The 18,631-nt window shown below is 41.5% G+C and carries 19 protein-coding genes and 1 pseudogene; 9 read left to right on the forward strand and 11 right to left on the reverse strand.

Translation table 11 applies throughout. The features are described 5' to 3' along the window. Positions 1-55: 55 nt before the first annotated feature. The 6 genes and pseudogenes from ACQFX9_RS24125 to ACQFX9_RS24150 form a co-directional block, all read right to left on the reverse strand. Positions 56-514: pseudogene (locus tag ACQFX9_RS24125) on the reverse strand (transposase); the annotation flags it as partial. Positions 515-897: 383 nt separating this feature from the next. Beyond that, entirely contained in the window at positions 898-2,157 is a 1,260-nt protein-coding gene (locus ACQFX9_RS24130) for a hypothetical protein (RefSeq protein ID WP_427159114.1), read from the reverse strand. A gap of 123 nt (positions 2,158-2,280) precedes the next feature. Further along, positions 2,281-3,396 carry an LptF/LptG family permease gene (locus tag ACQFX9_RS24135; RefSeq protein WP_427162989.1) on the reverse strand — a complete coding sequence of 372 codons (1,116 nt, stop codon included), beginning with the start codon at positions 3,394-3,396 and terminating at the stop codon, positions 2,281-2,283. A gap of 254 nt (positions 3,397-3,650) precedes the next feature. Continuing rightward, positions 3,651-4,379: an LPS export ABC transporter ATP-binding protein gene (lptB, locus tag ACQFX9_RS24140; protein ID WP_427159116.1), complete on the reverse strand. Its 729-nt coding sequence runs from the start codon at positions 4,377-4,379 to the stop codon at positions 3,651-3,653. A 28-nt stretch (positions 4,380-4,407) separates the two neighbouring features. After that, on the reverse strand, positions 4,408-4,905 hold the full coding sequence (locus ACQFX9_RS24145; protein ID WP_427159118.1) for an LptA/OstA family protein: 498 nt from the start codon (positions 4,903-4,905) through the stop codon (positions 4,408-4,410). Between the two features lie 211 nt (positions 4,906-5,116). Next, entirely contained in the window at positions 5,117-5,392 is a 276-nt protein-coding gene (locus tag ACQFX9_RS24150; protein WP_427159120.1) for a DUF2470 domain-containing protein, read from the reverse strand. A 287-nt stretch (positions 5,393-5,679) separates the two neighbouring features. Here ACQFX9_RS24150 and ACQFX9_RS24155 point away from each other — a divergent pair, with 287 nt between their 5' ends. Beyond that, complete coding sequence (locus ACQFX9_RS24155) at positions 5,680-6,438, forward strand: metallophosphoesterase family protein (RefSeq protein WP_236142614.1); 759 nt, start codon at positions 5,680-5,682, stop codon at positions 6,436-6,438. Positions 6,439-6,609: 171 nt separating this feature from the next. On the opposite strand, the gene ACQFX9_RS24160 is transcribed toward ACQFX9_RS24155, so the two are convergent. Together ACQFX9_RS24160 and ACQFX9_RS24165 are read right to left on the reverse strand one after the other, a co-directional pair. Then, the gene (locus ACQFX9_RS24160; RefSeq protein ID WP_427159123.1) at positions 6,610-7,464 is read right to left on the reverse strand and encodes a M48 family metallopeptidase; all 855 of its coding nucleotides are present in this window, start codon (positions 7,462-7,464) and stop codon (positions 6,610-6,612) included. Positions 7,465-7,683: 219 nt separating this feature from the next. Further along, positions 7,684-8,661, reverse strand: a complete 978-nt coding sequence (locus ACQFX9_RS24165) for a succinate dehydrogenase/fumarate reductase iron-sulfur subunit (protein WP_427159125.1) — start codon at positions 8,659-8,661, stop codon at positions 7,684-7,686. Positions 8,662-9,118: 457 nt separating this feature from the next. On the opposite strand from ACQFX9_RS24165, the gene ACQFX9_RS24170 reads away from it, so the two are divergent. From ACQFX9_RS24170 to ACQFX9_RS24200, 7 genes are all read left to right on the forward strand, one after another. After that, the gene (locus ACQFX9_RS24170; protein WP_427159127.1) at positions 9,119-9,256 is read left to right on the forward strand and encodes a hypothetical protein; all 138 of its coding nucleotides are present in this window, start codon (positions 9,119-9,121) and stop codon (positions 9,254-9,256) included. A gap of 103 nt (positions 9,257-9,359) precedes the next feature. After that, positions 9,360-9,515 (forward strand): hypothetical protein, encoded by a 156-nt coding sequence (locus ACQFX9_RS24175; protein ID WP_427159128.1) that lies wholly within the window; start codon positions 9,360-9,362, stop codon positions 9,513-9,515. Between the two features lie 845 nt (positions 9,516-10,360). Beyond that, a complete protein-coding gene (locus tag ACQFX9_RS24180; RefSeq protein ID WP_427159129.1) occupies positions 10,361-10,795 on the forward strand; it encodes an AbrB family transcriptional regulator in 435 nt (144 codons plus the stop codon). Between the two features lie 209 nt (positions 10,796-11,004). Beyond that, entirely contained in the window at positions 11,005-11,859 is an 855-nt protein-coding gene (locus ACQFX9_RS24185; protein ID WP_427159130.1) for a CPBP family intramembrane glutamic endopeptidase, read from the forward strand. Positions 11,860-11,961: 102 nt separating this feature from the next. Continuing rightward, positions 11,962-13,569 carry a protein kinase domain-containing protein gene (locus ACQFX9_RS24190; RefSeq protein ID WP_427159131.1) on the forward strand — a complete coding sequence of 536 codons (1,608 nt, stop codon included), beginning with the start codon at positions 11,962-11,964 and terminating at the stop codon, positions 13,567-13,569. A 55-nt stretch (positions 13,570-13,624) separates the two neighbouring features. Then, a complete protein-coding gene (locus ACQFX9_RS24195) occupies positions 13,625-13,849 on the forward strand; it encodes a hypothetical protein (RefSeq protein WP_427159132.1) in 225 nt (74 codons plus the stop codon). 3 nt (positions 13,850-13,852) lie between these two features. Continuing rightward, entirely contained in the window at positions 13,853-14,185 is a 333-nt protein-coding gene (locus ACQFX9_RS24200) for a type II toxin-antitoxin system PemK/MazF family toxin (protein WP_427159133.1), read from the forward strand. 505 nt (positions 14,186-14,690) lie between these two features. Here the strand turns inward: ACQFX9_RS24200 and ACQFX9_RS24205 are convergent. The 3 genes from ACQFX9_RS24205 to ACQFX9_RS24215 form a co-directional block, all read right to left on the reverse strand. Then, the gene (locus ACQFX9_RS24205; RefSeq protein ID WP_427159134.1) at positions 14,691-15,635 is read right to left on the reverse strand and encodes a heme o synthase; all 945 of its coding nucleotides are present in this window, start codon (positions 15,633-15,635) and stop codon (positions 14,691-14,693) included. Beyond that, the gene (locus tag ACQFX9_RS24210) at positions 15,632-15,934 is read right to left on the reverse strand and encodes a hypothetical protein (protein WP_427159135.1); all 303 of its coding nucleotides are present in this window, start codon (positions 15,932-15,934) and stop codon (positions 15,632-15,634) included. Before ACQFX9_RS24210 ends, ACQFX9_RS24205 begins: the two co-directional genes overlap by 4 nt. Before the next feature lie 140 nt (positions 15,935-16,074). Beyond that, on the reverse strand, positions 16,075-17,007 hold the full coding sequence (locus ACQFX9_RS24215; protein WP_427159136.1) for a COX15/CtaA family protein: 933 nt from the start codon (positions 17,005-17,007) through the stop codon (positions 16,075-16,077). 405 nt (positions 17,008-17,412) lie between these two features. Between ACQFX9_RS24215 and ACQFX9_RS24220 the strand changes: the two genes are divergently transcribed. Next, on the forward strand, positions 17,413-18,543 hold the full coding sequence (locus ACQFX9_RS24220; protein WP_427159137.1) for a cytochrome c oxidase subunit II: 1,131 nt from the start codon (positions 17,413-17,415) through the stop codon (positions 18,541-18,543). Positions 18,544-18,631 lie beyond the last annotated feature (88 nt).

Below are 18,631 nucleotides of genomic sequence, written 5' to 3' on the forward strand. Positions count from 1 at the left end.
GCTGATACAAAACATTACAGTTTCAATTAAACTAGTCCTGAAAAGCCTAAAATTGTCAGCATGACATCATCTCCTTAAACCAATGAACATAAATGATTTTCTGACACATACAAGCTTGGAGATAGCGAAGTTTATCTAATAGTTTATTTCCTCATTGTTCGGGAATAGATAAAAGCTGTAAGATGAGATAGGCTATCAAGCTCACATGAATTTATATGGTGATGCCATTGACGTTTTTAGTAATTAGTTTGTCCAGCTTTAAGTGCATTTTTAAAAACTTCCATAGCAGTTCAACACCCCAATGCAATCGATAAATATCCCTAATTTCATCATCACTAACAGATGCTTCTCCAACCCCAGGTAAATTCGTCACTAACCGAAACTCAGTTTTGGTTGTCTTATCACAAAAATTTACCACCCTATAAGCTTGAGCATCATCAGAAGAACCAACCTTAGTTAATCCAGTTGACTCTTGAAATTCTAGTTTCCAATTGTTTTTTATTCGTAAAACAAAAGGCTCTCCTAGACTAGCTATAACAAATTAATACTTAATATCAGGTTAAATCCTTACATAGTCTGGGATTCAAGAGTAGTAAAGTTAATTTTTATTAAATCCTGGATTTTATTTTAGCGAAACTTTGTTATATCAATCATTTTAGCCCTTTTTTAGTGTTAATTTATCAACCCAAGTCTGGGAGAGCCAAACAAAATACTTATTTTCTTGTACTAACTCTTGTATAAATTTTAATCATCAAAAGTAAAAGGTCTCCTGGTAGCACAAGATATTCTTCATCTGGTATGGGGTTAGTGTTTGCTGGGAGTATTGGAATGTAAAGTATTTGTCTAGGTAAAAGTGAACTAGGACTAGAGCCAATGACATTTTTGTTAACTCAACAGTTATCTGTTTCTATATTGACCTTGGAATTGATTAGTATATGGGGTGTAGGGTAAGTCTGGCTGGGGAACTTGATTAGGTTGCTGCCATATAGAATTGCCGTAATTATGAGGGACTAACGGCTCGACCTTGACGTTAAAATTCTGGCGGGAATTGCGAATAGTATAGGGGCCAATAATTGGTGATGTTCCCGTAATTACTTGTGTTGTTTGTGGAACCTGATTCTGTACAACCTGATTGTTATTAAAGTTACTAGAGAAACTTGGTTGGCTATTTGTAGTTGTTGGTTGGACGTAACCTGGTCTAGTATTTAACCCTGTGCTAGATGGTGGATACTGACTGTTAGGTATATTGTAAACGCCAGACGGGGGATTATTTGTGTTTGGTTGCAGATAGTTATTAGGAGAATTTACGCGCGTACTTGGTGACAAGTTTTGTTGATTATTGAAATTATTATATCCAGGTAAACGAGTGTAATTGACTTGTGAATTGATAATACTATTTGGTGATAAAGTTTGGTTAGGATAAATGAGATTAGGTGAATTCTGGACTAATCTATTGTCATCATTACCATTTAGAGAGTTAGTGTTTGATGGGTTTGTCCCATTTAAGCCAGATGTGTTTTGATTGTTAATAGAATTAATATTCGTTGATAAATTATTAGTTGAATTCGTATTTTGGTTATTTTTATTAATGGTTTTGGCTGCTGTTACCGCAGAATTTGATGTGGAATCTGCTGGATTAGTCGAAAAATCCAAAGACTTAAGACCTAATAAATGATTATTATCAGTTGCGCCAAAGCGTAATAAAGTTTCTGTTTCTGATACGAATAGATTTTGGTTTTGAGGTGGTGCTATGGCATTGAGATTATTAGGAACAGGATTAGGTGTTTGAGGAGCCGATTTTTGTTTGAGAGCATCCAACAATGAATTGCTATTTTTATTTTCTTGAGGGTTAGTAACAGTTTGCGTAGGTAAAACTGGTGGTGGATTGTTACCAAACAATAATGGTAAATTATCAATATCTGCTGCGATCGCTCTATCTTCCCGTGACAGTGAAGCCCCCAAAGGATCGGAAGAGTTCAAAGCAGCATCATTGCGCGCACCAAATATATCTGGGTTTGCCCAATACTCATGAATTATTAGCCCAACCACAGATAAAAATATAGCGGTTCCCCAAAAACTAGGTCGCCCCAAATTCATTAATCGCGCTTTCAGATAGCGTAAGTAAGCCGGAGGATAATGATTGTTTTTCATGGTCAATAGTCAATAGTCAATAGTCAATAGTCATTAGGGAACAGGGAACAGGGAACAGGGAACAGAATCTTTAATTTTTAATTTTTAATTTTTAATTGATTAGCCCCATGCCCATTGTCCCGCTATACTCTACCTTTGAGCAACACGTATTAATAAAAATGTACCTATCCCCAAGAAAATAAAGTTAGGCAACCAAGCACCGATGAAGGGAGAAAAGACTCCAGCTTGTCCTAGTGCGCCGGTGATAAAGCTGAGTAGGTAATAAGAGAATATAACAATTACGCTAATCCCAAAGCTTGTACCTCTTCCTGTACGTTGGGGAATAGTTCCCATAGCTGCACCCACTAAGCCAAACACTACACAGACGAAAGGTAGGGCGATTTTTTGTTGAATTCGTACTTCTAGTTTACGGATTTTTTGGCGATCGCCTCCCAGTCTCTCGACTGTTAATTGCTCCAAGGCTTCGGAAATGTTCATCTCGCCATAGTCACGGCTTTTTTCTACCAAGCTTAAAGGTGTGCGGGGAAGCTTTAATTGTTGCTTTTCAAATCTTAAGATATTGCGGTAAGAGCGATCGGGCGCAACTAAGTAGATGGTACCGTTATAGAAATCCCAGACACTTTGTGAGCCGTTCCACTGGGCTGATTCTGCAACCACAATTTGGTTTAAACCTTCTGTGGATCGGTCAATAATAGTTAAGCCTTTCATCTGTCTACCATCAAACTGGTCAGCATAAAATAGGCGTGTCAATATCTTGTTTTTAGTCCCGTCCGACTCTAAAACGTCTCTATATTCAGGATAAAAGATATTCTGCTGTTTAATTCTTGGTTTATCTGATTTAATAGCTGCGTTTAAGGTGAGAGTAGCTTGGTAATTGGCTGCTGGTGCGATTTGCTCATTAAATACAAAAGTCATCCCAGTCACCACAAAGCTCAATATTACCGCCGTCAGCACCATCCGATAAACACTGACTCCACAACCCCGCAAAGCAATCAATTCACTTTCACTAGAAAGACGACTATAAGCCATCAAAGTCGCCAACAGTGTAGACATGGGGAAAGCTAAAACAATAAAAGCCGGCAGTTTTAATAGAAAAACCTGAACAGCAACATTAACTGGTAGACCAGATTCTACAACTCTACGTACCAAATCAAACACTGCATCAACAGTGACACCAATTGACGAAAAAGCCCCCACCCCAAACAAAAAAGTTGGTAGCAGTTCACTAGCCAAGTAACGATCCATAATCGTAAAAGGCAGCAAAGATTTAAGGCTGTAAAAAGGCGTAAACTGTTTGGATACCATAGGTTTTTAGTCAATAGTCAATAGTCAATAGTCATTAGTCAATAGTCAATAGTCATTAGTCATTAGTCATTAGTCATTAGAAAACAGGGAACAGTTTTTCTTATTTACTACCTTGTCTACCTTGTCTACCTTGTCCCCAATACTTCGACAAGCTCAGTACAAGTCCCCAGTCCCCAATCCCCAATCCCCCGTCCCTAAACCTGGAAATTATCACCTAAGTAATACTGACGCACGAGGGGATTGTTGTATAGTTCTTCGGCTGTGCCGTAGGCGAGAATTTGTCCTTCACGCATGATGTAGGCGCGGTCTGTGATAGCTAGGGTTTCTCGGACGTTATGATCTGTGATTAAGATGCCCATGCCGCGATCGCGTAGTTGTGCGACAATATGTTGAATTTCATGCACTGCGATCGGATCAACGCCTGCAAAGGGTTCATCTAATAGTAAAAATTTGGGGCCTTCTCTTCCGGCTGCTAAGGCTCTAGCTAATTCGGTACGTCTTCTCTCTCCACCAGACAGTTGAATTCCTTTGCTTTTCGCCACTTTTTCTAAGCGGAATTCATGTAAAAGTGTGGCTATGCGCTTTGGCCATTCCCGTCGCGGTACGTTAGTTTGCTCTAGCACTAACCGGATATTATCGTGGACTGACAGTTGACGAAAAACACTCGCTTCTTGTGCTAGATAGCCAATGCCTAATCGCGCTCTTTTGTGCATTGGCAATCCAGTAATCTCTAAACCATCTAACCAAACTTTTCCCTGATTGGGTTTTTCTAAACCTGTAGCAATGTAGAATGTTGTCGTTTTACCGGCTCCATTGGGGCCTAGTAAACCGACAATCTCACCCTGGGATACAGAAAGATTGACGCGATTGACAATGAGTCGCTTGCCGTAAGATTTGTGAATATTTTCTAAAACAATTTTCACTATTTGCGGACTGTGTGAATGGTTGATGCTAATTAGTTGGTTTGAGTGCTGGTGTTTTGGGGGCTGGTGTATTATTCCTTGTGTCTAATTCTGAGTCTTCCACCATATAAATAGACTCTACCTGACGACTCGATTGAGGTAAGGCAACAAAACGCCCTTCATCAATTAAATATGTCACCTTTTCGGCGCGGATACTATTACCGCCTTGCTGCAAAATGTAGACGTTACCACTGAAATCAATCCGGCGTTCTTTGCTGAAGTATTGGGCTTGTGCGGCTGTAGCTTGAATTTGGCGAGCAGGATACAGCATTTGGACATTCCCACGAGCCGTAATCACTTGGTTTTTTGCGTCGTATTCTTGGATGTCAGAGCGAATAGTCAGGGGACGATTTCCGGTTGGTGTTTGTGCTGTAGCTGGTTGTAGTTGTTTGGGTAGAGCTAAAGCAGCCAATACTGTAGCCTGCAATACTAAAGTTAATCCAAGACAACGCATTTTTGATAAAGAAAATTTATAGCGGGGTAACATAGTGATGAAAGATGGGGAATTTTGACTGCTATCTTAAATTATCTCCAGCATTTTCCCTAACAAATCCCAGAGAGAATTAATTAGGATAGATACTAGCTACAGTTTTGACGCTTCACTAAATCTTAAAGTTTCTTGTCTATTCCCGCTAATTGCTCAAGCAATCCCTGTGACAAAACTTGTGTTTTGTGCCAATCCGATCACACCAAATGCTTTAACTGCGTGCTTGCTTTACCATCGCAATCAAAGTATGATGGGCATCTTCCGAATCAGCTAAAACATGATCAAACGGAATGCGAACAGGCAAATTCTCGTCATTGACTTGTGCGATTAAGTCCATACCTTGAGCATCAATAGCTTGCATTCGTGCGGCTGTTGCTTCCAAGATTCCGCCAAAAAACTGAGCGTAAAGTAGCACAGCATTAGCATGATCCTCATTCATGTGGCTGCAAATGCGTGAGCTAACTTCGGGAGAAAACTGATCTGCCATAGCGCAATAAGGAGTTACCAATAAAACAACTGCATCAATTCTAAAATACGTTGCGGTAAATTACTCACAGCAAGCAAATCACTGGAAAATTAACATTTGCATTTTCTATTTCCGGCTGGCGGTGGCTGAAAATTTCGTTAAGATGCTCTGTTTGGCCGATGCAGACGGGAGTTGTAAAAAATACAATAAATTTATATTTGTCAAGTAGTTTTTACCTGTGGTTACGGAAATCTGACAGCTTAGACTGTAACAAACGTACTCAGCTAGTTTATGGTAGCGAAGATCAGATGAGCGGAATTAGGAAGCGTCAAATAGTGATTGGGGATGTGCATGGTTACTATGAAGGACTAATCAATTTATTAGAAGCGATCGCTCCTGCTACTGAAGACGAAGTATATTTTTTGGGAGACTTGATTGATCGTGGCCCCCAAAGTTCACAAGTAATTGATTTTGTCAAAGACAACAACTACAAATGTCTATTGGGCAACCACGAGCAGATGTTATTAAATATCTTGACTGGTGAAAATGTCCCAGTAGCTTTAATGCAAGCATGGTTACATAGTGGAGGACAAGCAACTATTACCAGTTACCCAGATGCTACCGTTTCCCTAGAACACATACACTGGCTTAAGAGTTTACCTACCTACATTGATTTAGGACATATTTGGCTAACTCATGCTGGTGTTGATCCCAAAAAAGCCATCAGAGAACAATCCGCAGAACAATTTTGCTGGATTAGAGACGAATTTCACAGCATAGACCAGCCATACTTTACTAATAAACTAATTGTTGTAGGTCACACCATTACTTTTACTTTCCCTGGAGTGAATCCCGGCCAATTAGCCCAAGGTAGGGGATGGTTAGATATAGATACTGGCGCATACCATCCCCGTAGCGGCTGGTTGACTGGATTTGATATGACAAACAATTTAATTTATCAAACTAACGTTTTTACTAACTGCTCACGGAAACTACCCCTATCAGAAGCAGTAGTAAAAGTTGAACCAGAAAAAATCATAGCTCGTCGCCATCAGCAACGAGTTTAGGTACTGGGGATTGGGGATTGGGGATTGGGGATTGGGGACTGGGGATTGGGGATTGGGGATTGGGGACAAGGTAGGAGATGAGAAAAACTGTTCCCTGTTCCCTGTTCACTAATGACTAATGACTAATGACTAATGACTAATGACTATTGACTATTGACTATTGACTATTGACTACAAAACACTACGGATATTGTCACGATAACTTGCGGTGTCTAATCCGTCACGTCCATTGTTGGGTTGACGATCAATAGCAGCTTGTAAAGCACTAATGCGATCGCTTGTGGCTGGGTGTGTACTTAAAAATGTTGGGGCAGAACTGCCACTTCTGAGCAATTTTCGCATAAAACTTACCATCCCACTGGGAGCATAACCAGCCCGGATGAGAGTTCTTAAGCCCCGCTTATCAGCATCAAACTCATCTTGACGACTGCGGGGACGATTGAGTGCTAGTTCTACACCTATTCCCACGGCGGTATTGCGTTCTAAACCCGCAGCTGTGGCTACACCACTGGCTAATGCTCTTTGCTGCATCTGTTTAACTAGATGTTTACCACTAATATGACCCCATTCATGGGAGATGACGCTAGCGAGTTCGGCTTCATTTTCTGCGGCTTTGATTAAACCTGTATTGACGTAAACAAAACCCCCCGCAGTTGCAAACGCGTTGATAGCTTTATCTTCTACTACCTGAAATGTGGCAGGAAGTCTGGGGCGATCGCTATTTGCTACTATCCGCCTCCCAATTTCTTCTACGTAGCGATTAATTTGCGGATCACGATTGAGTTTGACTTCACTACGTAATTGCTGATTCATTTGCGCGCCAAGTTCTACTTCCTGACGATCAGATATATTCGATAGTTGTAGTATTTGCGCCCCTTGAAACAATAGAGGTAATAAATCTATGGCTCTACTAGGTAAAGGTGTAGTGATACACAAACTGACAGCCACCACTACCGAAATCAACGGATAAAACCAGCGTCGCCGCCAAAGATGATAATTTGCCATCCAGCCTTTCCTGTCAATCATAAATTCAGTGAGACAATTCTTGCAGGGAACAAGTAATCAAGACGTACATACAGCGTTTAAAGTTGCATTCAGCACTCAGGGGAGGAGAGTGATGAGTGCTGAGTAATGAGTAATGAGTAATGAGTAATGAGTGCTGAGTAATGAGTAATGAGTGAAGTTTTTCTTCCCCTGCTCCCCCTGCTTCCCCTGCTCCCCCTGCCTCCCCAATCCCCAATCCCCCTAATCTTCCGCCTTAACGGCTGTAATAAGCGATCGCACTTCTTCTACTCCTTCTGAGGGTTCAAAGGAGAGGGGGAATTTGCCTTTGATGAGCATACGTAAACCTAAAGGTGCGATGCTTAATAATCCTCTTAAGTCTTGGAAGTAGTTACCTACAACTTGCAAACCAAATTGTCTTTCATCAATCCAGCCGCCTGCTTTGACTAGTTCTACTAATACTTTACGATGGCGAATTGAGCGACTGTCACTTGCTTGTTTGTGGGAGAGAATTTCTTGTTTAATTTTGGTGATTTGCTCTAGGGGTGAAACTTCCATTGGACAAACTGCATCGCAGTAGAGACATCTGGTACATCCCCACACGCCTTTAGTCCCTTCGTTGTAATTTTCTAGGCGATTGGCTGTATCGGTATCGCGGGAGTCAGCAACCATGCGGTAGGCTTTAGCCAGAGCATGAGGCCCCACAAAATCGGGATTGACTTCCCGTGCATTGCATTCTGAGTAACAAGCACCGCACATAATACAGTTACCAGTTTGATCTAGTTGCGATCGCTCTTGTGGTGTTTGTAAAAATTCTCTTTCTGGGACTTGTCTAGCGGCGGTACTAACATAGGGTGCAACCGCTTCTAAATTTTCCCAGAAACTATTCATATCCACGACTAAATCTTTAATCACCGGCATATTTCCCATTGGGGCGATGCTAATTTCTGGAATGCCATCGCTTTGTTGTGGTAATCTTGCTAGTTCATTGCCGACATTTTCCTTACAAGCTAAGGCGGAACGTCCATTAATTCGCATCGCACAGCTGCCACAAATGGTATTGCGGCAATTTTTGCGAAAGGCTAAAGTACCATCCTGCTCCCATTTAATCCGATTCAGACAATCCAAAATCGTATTACCAGGTTCTGTCTCTAAAATGTAATTTTGGACTACGGCAGGGGAATTATACTGTTGTCGAATGATTTTAAAATTAACCTTCATGAGTTCTCACCCAAATTTTTAATTTAGTGCATCAGTCTCAAAAACTTAAATCAATTAATTTAGGGATTTTTGTTCCCGTAGCCTGACGGGATCAAATTCCTGGTGTGGGTTGCCCATCCCAGAAAAATTTTCCAGACGGATTTGTGATTTTAGATTGACAATCTTTGTAGCTAATCCAGCCCAGCGTGTATTTTAGATTCCTGCTGCCCACAAGTAGGACGCTAATACCTGACTTTTGCAGTAGGATTACCAAAAGTACCAAAAAACCATCCAAAATCAAAATCCCAAACTACAAATTGGCAAAATCAAGGCTAGTGGGGACAAAAAATCAGCTATATATATTGTTACCCTTAATTCTCGGACTAGCATTAATAGGCTGATTGTTCAAGAGAGACTGAATCTAGTTTAAATATAACTATGATCATCTTTGATGACAGCAGCACCATCAGACTGATTTATGTTGCTGACAAACACTCAAGCATTAACAGCAGCACTTGAATCCCCAATCACAAATCTCTGGGAAAAATTTTTCTGGGGAAGAAAACCTGCCACCAGAACTTTTGTCTTGGGTAAGCTACGCCAGCACACAATCTAAAATTATCCGTGTCAAGGGGGTTTACCAGGAATGAATATAGGTTTATCCTCTATATTGTCTGTCTACCCACAATAAATGCTCTGCAACTTATTCACACATCTTGATGCCAACATCTACAAATGGCAATGGTTATAAAATCCCTGTACACGTCGCTCAATTTTATGTTTTTGGTTGTATGGAAGCCGCAAAGCTAAGAATAAACATCCACGAAGTCGCGTGTAGTCTTCAGCAAATGTCAGAAAATTTATTCTTCCCATAGACAGACGTACATAAAACACTAGCCCTTCTGCTCTCGACACAATAAACTAGGAGGTTAATACTCATGGCTTTTGATCTGGCTTGAATCAAGTAAGCTAAAGGCTATAACTTACCCCTCAAAACTACTCGTCTAAATTTAGATTAATTTTTATAAAAGCTATACAGCAAAACTCACTCTTCCTGATGAACCCTACAAAAAATCCTAGCCGCTTTTTGTTGCGAGGAGCTAGGGGATTTAGATAAAACTTTACTTTTAAATTAAATTAAAAAATAAACAATTATTTTGCTATTATTAGTCCATGCTAGTATTTAATATAAAATTACGAAGTCACAAAATTCAGAATCAACAGCTGTAGAAGTACAGCTAACACTGCTGAGTTTCTTCGTAATCTAGAGACAAAAATTTTATGTCTCGACAGGTAGGACAAAAGGGTGTATGTCCGTAAAACCATATTCCAATCCCATGCTGTCCATAGTTTAAGAGGAAGTAGAGGGAAACCCTGACAACTCAAGGGCTATGAAGGAAGCACCGTCAGAGGAAAATCAGCAATTTCTTTGGTCTACAACTTATTTGTAATGGTTAGACCAAAAGAGAAAATGATTGCCTTTCCGATGATGAATAATGGTTGAAAATGCCGTAAAATCACCGAAAATAATGCCTGTGTAACTCGTGGACTCTCATCTGTTGTGGTCATCCACAATAGAGGTACTTGAGGATAATATCAGCAGGAATTCACCCTAAAACTTAAAGTCCCCAGTAGCTTTGTATAGATGCTAAAAAATCAAATACTGGCAAAGGACAACATAATTTATCAGTTTGGAGAGAGTAAGGAAAATTTGACCATAATGAGTGAAACTGCAACTGCGCCTTTAACTGGAAAAGCACTGCTAGCGAAAGTCAAAGAACTTTCTAATTTACCTAGAAGAGAAAGAGCCAAGCAGTGTGGCTACTATACTGTTACAAAGAATAACCAAGTTCGTGTCAACCTCACCGATTTTTATGATGCTTTGCTATCGGCTAGAGGAATTCCTCTGAGTCCAGAAGCACCAAAAGATGGCCGTGGTCGTGAACCGACATATCGTGTTAGTGTTCATCAAAACGGTCAAATTGTCATTGGTGCTACCTACACCAAGGCGATGGGTTTAAAGGCTGGTGATGAATTTGAAATCCGACTAGGCTACAAGCATATTCACTTGATTCAATTGGGTGAGAGCGATAAGAAGCTTTCTCCTGATATAGACATTGAAGATGCTGACGAAGACGTGGAAGACGAAGAATAAATTCTCTGCTATTTGGGGTGAGTTTCTGAGGAATACTTGGTAACTTATCCCTAAAACCAGCGAAATTATCGTATTCCTAATTAGATAAATTTATCTAATACAAAAATCACGATTATACCCCTTGCAGATGTTACCAGTTCTGGTAGAGTCTTGGTTAATCAGCAAGACATTTACTCTGCAAGAACTCTATCGTGATTTTTTTGTTTAGTATGACCAATTTTTTCATGCCATCCATCAGCAATTTACTGACATCGCTACAAGATGCACCAGTAATAGTTGTGGTGATGGCATTTTTTATGGCTTGGTTGGGGTGTTGGCTACCAATTGCCCTAGTATTACTCAGATTACTACATTGGCAACCAATAAAACCTTTACAACCAGAACAGAAATTACCGTTAATTGTCTCACTCTATCTATTAGCACCCTTGATAGTTTGGGGTGTGATTTGGTTAACTAATAGTTCTTTGTCCGACTACGGATTTGTGGCTAATTTGTCCATGTTGGGTTCTTTAGCACTAGGTTTTGGGTTAGGAGTATTCAGTATAGTTATTTTGTATACCTGTCAATTTTGGTTGGGTTGGTGTGTCTTTAAAGAGTTAAATATCAAGCAAATAGCATCTATATTGCCATCTATTTTATTCATAGCGTTATTAGTAGGTGGGATAGAAGAGCTAGTATTTCGGGGTTTTTTATTAACGGAATTAGAGCAAGATTATTCTGTGTGGGTAGCGGCGGTAATTTCTAGTGTGATTTTCGCACTCTTACATTTAGTGTGGGAACAACAGGAAACACTGCCCCAACTACCAGGACTATGGTTACTGGGGATGATGCTAGTGTTAGCGAGGATATGCGATCGCAGCCATAATTTAGGTATAGCCTGGGGATTACATTCCGCTTTAGTGTGGGCGATCGCTACTATAGATACAGCCCAACTAGTCACATACACAGGGAAAGTCTCCGAGTGGTGGACAGGAAAGAACAACAAACCCCTAGCAGGAGTCGCGGGAATTGTTTGTGTTTTAGTAACTAGCTTGATTCTCTGGTTATTTTCTAGGTCTGGGTGAAATCAGTACACAGTCAACAGTGATCAGGATCAAGAGTGGTGATAACTGATAACTGTTTTGCCTATGCCAGAATAGAATATCAGTAAAACTACGGTTTGACCTATGGTGTGGAATCCAGGGAAGCAGTTATTTGGCAGACGCTACATAATCGAGAAAAAGCTGGGTGAAGGTGGTATGGGTATTACTTACCTAGCTAAAAATCTTCAGGGCGAACTACGAGTAATAAAAACTCTCTCTAACACAATCCTCAACAATCGTGATTTAAAAAAGCATTTAACTAAAATCAAGCAAGATTTTAAAGAAGAAGCATTACGCCTAGCCTTATGTCGCCATTCCTACATTGTAGAAATAGAAACCGTGTTTGATGAGGGCGACTTACCCTGCATGGCGATGGAGTACATCAAAGGCGAGGACTTAAATAAACTAATTACCAAAAAGGGAGCATTACCAGAAGCAGAAGCACTGCAATATATTCAACAAATTGGTGAAGCTTTGAAACTGGTTCACGAAAAAGGCTTACTGCACCGAGATTTAAAACCCGGTAATATCATGCTCCGTGCAGATAAGCCAGAAGTTGTACTCATTGACTTTGGTCTAGCCAGACAATTTATTCCTGATAAAGTTTTACACCATACAGAAGCTTGGACTCCTGGTTACGCGCCACCAGAACAGTATGTAAATGAGGCAGAACGCGGAGAATATATTGATGTTTACGCCTTAGCCGCCACATTGTATTCTTTGCTGACTGGACAGTTCCCAATGCAAGCACCAGCTAGACTGCTAAATGATAGGCTAAAACCACCAAAATATTTTAAACCCACTGTTAGTGACAGAGTAAATAAGGCAGTTATGAAGGGGATGAAGCTAAAGTACAAGTTGCGTCCCAAGTCGGTGCAGGAATTTTTGGATTTGTTGGGTGCGGGGATAGTAGCATCAACACAGTCAGTAAAATCTCCCGTTAATACAACCCCATCTTGGGAATGCGCCCACATCATCCCAGGTATTTCTGGAAAAATAGCTCTGAGTCCCAAGGGAGATATTTTAGCCAATGTAGCTGGTAAAGTCATTCACTTATTCTCATCAACTACAGGTGAACTTCTCCGCACTCTCACTGGTCATATCTGGAGAGTTGAGTCCTTAGCCATCAGCAGCGATGGGCAATTCTTGGCTAGTACAAGTATCTCTGATCTCCAACTGTGGGATGTGGCAACAGGAACAGAAATTCGCAGACTCTCTGGTTCTGTCCCCTCGTGTGGTTTGGTAGCTATCAGCAGCGATGGGCAATTGTTGGCTAGTACAATTAGCCGCGATATCAAACTGTGGGACGTGGCAACAGGTAGAGAAATTCGCACCCTCTCTGGTCATTCTAAATCGGTAAATTCCGTAGCCATCAGCAGCGATGGGCAATTGTTGGCTAATGGTAGTGATGACAAAACTATCAAACTGTGGAATGTGGCAACAGGGAGAGAAATTCGCACCCTCACTGGTCATTCCAACTCGGTTAATTCTGTAGCCATCAGCAATGATGGGCAATTCTTGGTTAGTGGTGGTGTTTACAATGCTATCAAACTGTGGAATGTGCAAACAGGAAAAGAAATCTGTACCCTCAGTCATTTTAATTCAGTTTGTTCCGTCGCCTTTAGCCCCGATGGCAATTTGCTAGCGGCTGGAGACTATAGCGGCAATATCAAAATTTGGCGACGCAGCTAGTTTGGCAATTACAGCGTCACAATAGGAAATAAGACTGACAAACATTAAACCTAATATGAAAGCATACGAATTTCCAGCAAACGTCACCACTGAAGGCAAAATAGAATTACCAAATGCGATTTTGCAACAATTAGCAAATAACCAGCAGGTAAAAGTAATTATTCTAGTCCATGAACCCGCAGAAGAAGAACAACAAGAAGAAGCAGCTTGGCAACGTCTTGCAGCCGAACAATTATTAAAAGGTTACAGCGAAGATGATGCGATCTACGACATGATTTAAGCAATGCAAAATTATCAATCTGGTTCAGTCATTTTACTCAAACTGCCATTTTCTGATGCAGTAACATTCAAACTTCGCCCGGTTTTATTAATTTTAGATACCGGAGATGATGATGTGATTGTGGCGCGGATTACTAGCCAAATCACTCACACTGCTTTTGATGTTGAAATTATCGAATGGCAACAAGCAGGTTTAATGCGTCCGTCGGTAGTGAGATTGCATAAGATAAACACAGTAGAAAAGCGGCTATTAGAACGTCAATTAGGAAATTTACAACCAAATGATTGGGAAAAAATACGTCAACAAATCTCTCAAATATGGTCTTCTATTTCTTAGCTAAAGTAAAGATATTAAATCTATGCAATGCTTTATATGTAAACATGGCAACACTCAACCAGGATGAGTGACAAGAACGTTCTCACTTACAACAGCAAAGTTTTAATTCTGAACTCGGAGTTTTTCACTTCAAATAGAAACATCCAAGCTCAGAAGCTCTAACTGTATGTTTTCTGCTAAAGTCGGCGAGCAAATTTCTAAACTTATGATGCTTGTGGCTGCACTTTTTTAGATTTACGTGCAAATCTTCGTCCTAAGAGGTTGTTTGAAAAGTTTCTGGCTGTGACTTTAAGTACATTCAGATCCCCCCTAACCCCCCTTAAAAAGGGGGGGAACAAGACTCAAAGTCCCCCTTTTTAAGGGGGATTTAGGGGGATCTAAAAGTATTTGATACATAGTTAGGAACTTTTCAAACATCCTCTAAATCATCAACTATTAATAGTATTTTGTTGAATATCAAGTAATGCGATCGCGCCCCTCAAAGCCAACGCGATCGCAAACCGTTCTAAGCCATGAAATTAATCACGGCACTAATCAGATGATGGGTAATGGGCAGACTATCAATCACCATCGCTAAACACAACAGCATCATGTAAGAGATGGAGAAGAGAAACACATCTCTAGCTGTAGTACGGTCTTCAGGGTTGTGTAACAAACACCAAGATTTGCGGATAAATAAACCGCCTAAACCGGCGGCGAAAGCAGCGTAAATAATGCCGCTAGCATGGAGGGGATAAACGAGTAACAGCGTTGAGAAGACTGTTATCAAGGTGTAGTACCAAATTTGCTTAACGGTAACTGCTGCCCCTTCCACTACAGGTAACATGGGAATCCCCACCTTGGCGTAGTCATCGCGAATCATCAACGCCAATGCCCAGAAATGGGGAGGAGTCCACAAAAAGACGATCGCAAAAATTAACCATGCCGCCCAGCTTAAAGTACCTGTAACGGCTGCCCAGCCAACTAAGGCGGGAATCGCCCCAGCCGCGCCGCCAATGACGATGTTTTGGGTACTATGACGCTTTAACCAGTGAGTATAGACCAAAACGTAAAAGATAATGCCGGATAATGCTAAGGAAGCGGCGAGGAGATTGGCGAATACGGAAAGGAGTGTAAAAGAAAGGATAGCCAGAGCGATCGCAAAAATCAACGCGTCACGGGGTTGAACCCTTCCAGAAGGCATGGGACGATGACGCGTCCTCTCCATTTCATAATCAATATCGCGATCGTAGATACAATTAATTGTCTGCGCGCTAGCAGCCGCTAAAGTTCCGCCAGCTAGAGTAACTAATAACAATAAAGGGTCTACTTCGCCTTTTGCTGCAATCCACATACTGCCGGCAGTAGTAATTAAGAGCAATGGGATAATTCTAGGTTTAGTTAGCTGATAATAGCTTTGAACTACCTGAAGAAAAGTTTCGTGGTGGCGAGAGACATTAGTCTCGATCATTTTGACTGTAATTCCTTTTTTTTCAAGAACTTATGTGCAGCCCTTGCTCTAGATTGGTAATCCTTGCCTTTACTACTGCCATGTAGAGAGTTGATACCAATTCGCAATTCGCAATTCGCAATTCGCAAAGGTTTCTGAATTTGGGTATGTTGCAGAATTTTGGTGAATTGGTTACGAGTCAAAAAGGCAAGAAGACGGTAGAGTTTGAGCTTCAGTTGTAGAGGTAAGGTTTGCAAGTGATGATGGGAAGGAGGAAACGCTTCCAGCTTGCTAAGATACCTTCCTCCCCACTGTTTCATAGTTTTTTGTTTTCAGCAGTTCATTATCAACATAGAGGGACTGGGGGCTGGGGATTGGGGATTGGGAAAGATAAAAGTCATGAAAAACATCTTTATGCCTTGTTACTTTTGACTTTTGACTTCCTATCGTCTATCACCGCTTAAATGTTGGCTTCGATTTCCCGATTTTCAGCCCAGTCGCGCAGGGCGAGGACTGTAAAGGCTACTAGAGAACCCAAAAGTGTCGCGCCTACGGCTTGGTGAGAGACTGTCAGAGGTTCGACTTGCAGATGTAATCGGAAAGTGGCTACTCCCAAGACGAGTTGTAAGACTAACAACACACCGGACATATTCGCGAGTCTTCGCAAAGCTGGGTGTAATGCTGGTGTCCGCCAGGAAATTAACACTACGGCTAAGGTGGCGACGGTGGGCGGTACTAGTCCGAAAATATGGGTGTACATCACATCGCAAAGCTGAGAACCCCCAAAACACTGGTGTAAAGCCCAACGAGAACCGACTAATGCACCTAAAAGACTTTGTGCATATACGAGAACGGCTGCTGTTAAACCCACCCAAGGCAGTTTCCCGACGTTACCTGTTCCTTGGTAGGGAGTGAGGGCAATGCCAATAATTAAGAGGGTGGTGAAAAACAGTAACGCTGTCCCTAAGTGGGCTGTGACGATATCAAAGCGTAATAATTCTGTGACGGTGAGTCCGCCTAAAATCCCTTGAAAGACGATGAGAAATAGAGCAAATGTCCCTGCCCACGGTAGCCAACTGGGTAAGGCGCGACGATGCCACCAGGATAAACCACATAAGGCGATCGCACTCACACCGATTAAACTGGCATCTAGACGGTGAAACCATTCCAAAAAGACTTGGAAATTCATTTGCTTGGCTGGTACTAGTTCTCCGTAGCAAAGTGGCCAGTCTGGACAAGCCAGCCCTGCATTCATTACCCGCGTAGCACTGCCTATCGCCATCAAAATTAAGGTGGCTATAGCCATTCTCCACACCAAGCGACGAATCATTTCCTTGGGCTTTTGGATTGCCGTTGCTGTTTCATTTTGTTGTTCTAGGACAAATTCACTCATGAACAATACCTTCTGCCCACTCTTTGGTAGAACTGCTTGCAGTTTGCAATTTTCATAACTTACCTATCTCCACCCTAGCGTAAGGGCTAGGATTTAATGTTCGGCGTTATATTTAATAATTTGAATCACTTTTAGCCTTACTAGCCGGAAGCTTTAGGTATTTTTAAGTTGTCAGGAATTGGTTAATTTTCATACAATTTTCTTTTCTAAAGTTTTCCTTAAATTTTTTAAATTTGTGATATTTACGCTTGCTAAGTATCTACTAAGTCTCTTTTACTCAAGATTAGTAAATTAGTCGAAAAAATTAATAAAAATTTCAGACCTTTCGATTCAATAATTAATAGCCTAGACTACCTTAGTAAGTGGGTTACTTTAAGTCACGTAATCAATTCATTTAAGTGAGCCGTGAAAATTCCAAGTTCCATCTGGACATTATTAATTGGCATTGGGCTAACCCTGGTTAGCCTATGGTACGGTCAAAATCACGGTTTGTTGCCAACAGCCGCCTCAGATGAAGCCGTCTTAGTAGATGGTTTATTCAACACGATGATGACCGTCTCAGCAGGTATATTTTTAATTGTTGAAGGTGTATTAATTTACTGTGCAATTAAATATCGTCGGCGGGCAGGTGATAATGAAGACGGCCCACCAATTGAAGGTAATGTACCTTTAGAAATTCTCTGGACAGCGATCCCCGCAATCATTGTTATCGGTATTTCTGTCTATAGTTTTGAAGTTTATAATGACATCGGTGGTTTTGATCCCCACGCCGCCCATGAAGCCCCTGTCATGCAAGACTCAATGGCTATGCCGGGAAGTGCGATCGCGGCAACTTTAAACGATACGCCACCTAGTGATACGCCCAACCTCAATCAACAAAAATCTGATGAGGCGATGTCAGACCCCGCCACAGCCGCAGTCCGCAACGCTGATCAAATTCCCCAAAAGCGAGAAGCACCAGGTGTAGGTATTGTGTCTCCTAGTATTGGTGCGAGTCCTGAAAAAGCAGGAAAGCCACCGGAATTACAAGTTAATGTCACCGGTTTACAATACGCGTGGATTTTTACCTATCCCGACACAGGTGTAACCACTGGTGAACTGCACGTTCCCATTGGGCGGGAAGTCAAAATCAATATGACCGCCAATGATGTCATCCATGCCTTTTGGGTTCCCGAATTCCGCATGAAACAAGATGCCATCCCTGGTAGACAAAGCGAACTCCGCTTTACTCCCAAAACCGAAGGTGATTACGCCCTCATCTGTGCAGAATTGTGCGGCCCCTACCACGGCGCGATGAGAACTCAGGTGATAGTCGAAAAACCAGAAGCCTTTGAAAAATGGATGCAAGAGCAGTTAACTGCGAGCAATGATAGCCTCAAGGAAGCGATCGCCGTTCGCGCAGCGTCTCCGTTAGGAGAAGGCGGGTCTTCGACCATCGCTCTTAATCCCGCCACCGCATCCCCCGATGAATTCCTCGCACCCTACACCAAGGATATGGGAATTAACTCAGAAATGTTACATCAGATCCATAAGTAGGCAGGGGGCATGGAGCAGGGGGAGAAACTTAACCTAGTCCCCAATCCCTAATTTTTGAATTTTGTGGGCGCAAGCCTTCCTGTAAGGG

Source organism: Aliinostoc sp. HNIBRCY26 (assembly GCF_050235535.1).
Taxonomy (GTDB): Bacteria; Cyanobacteriota; Cyanobacteriia; order Cyanobacteriales; family Nostocaceae; genus Trichormus.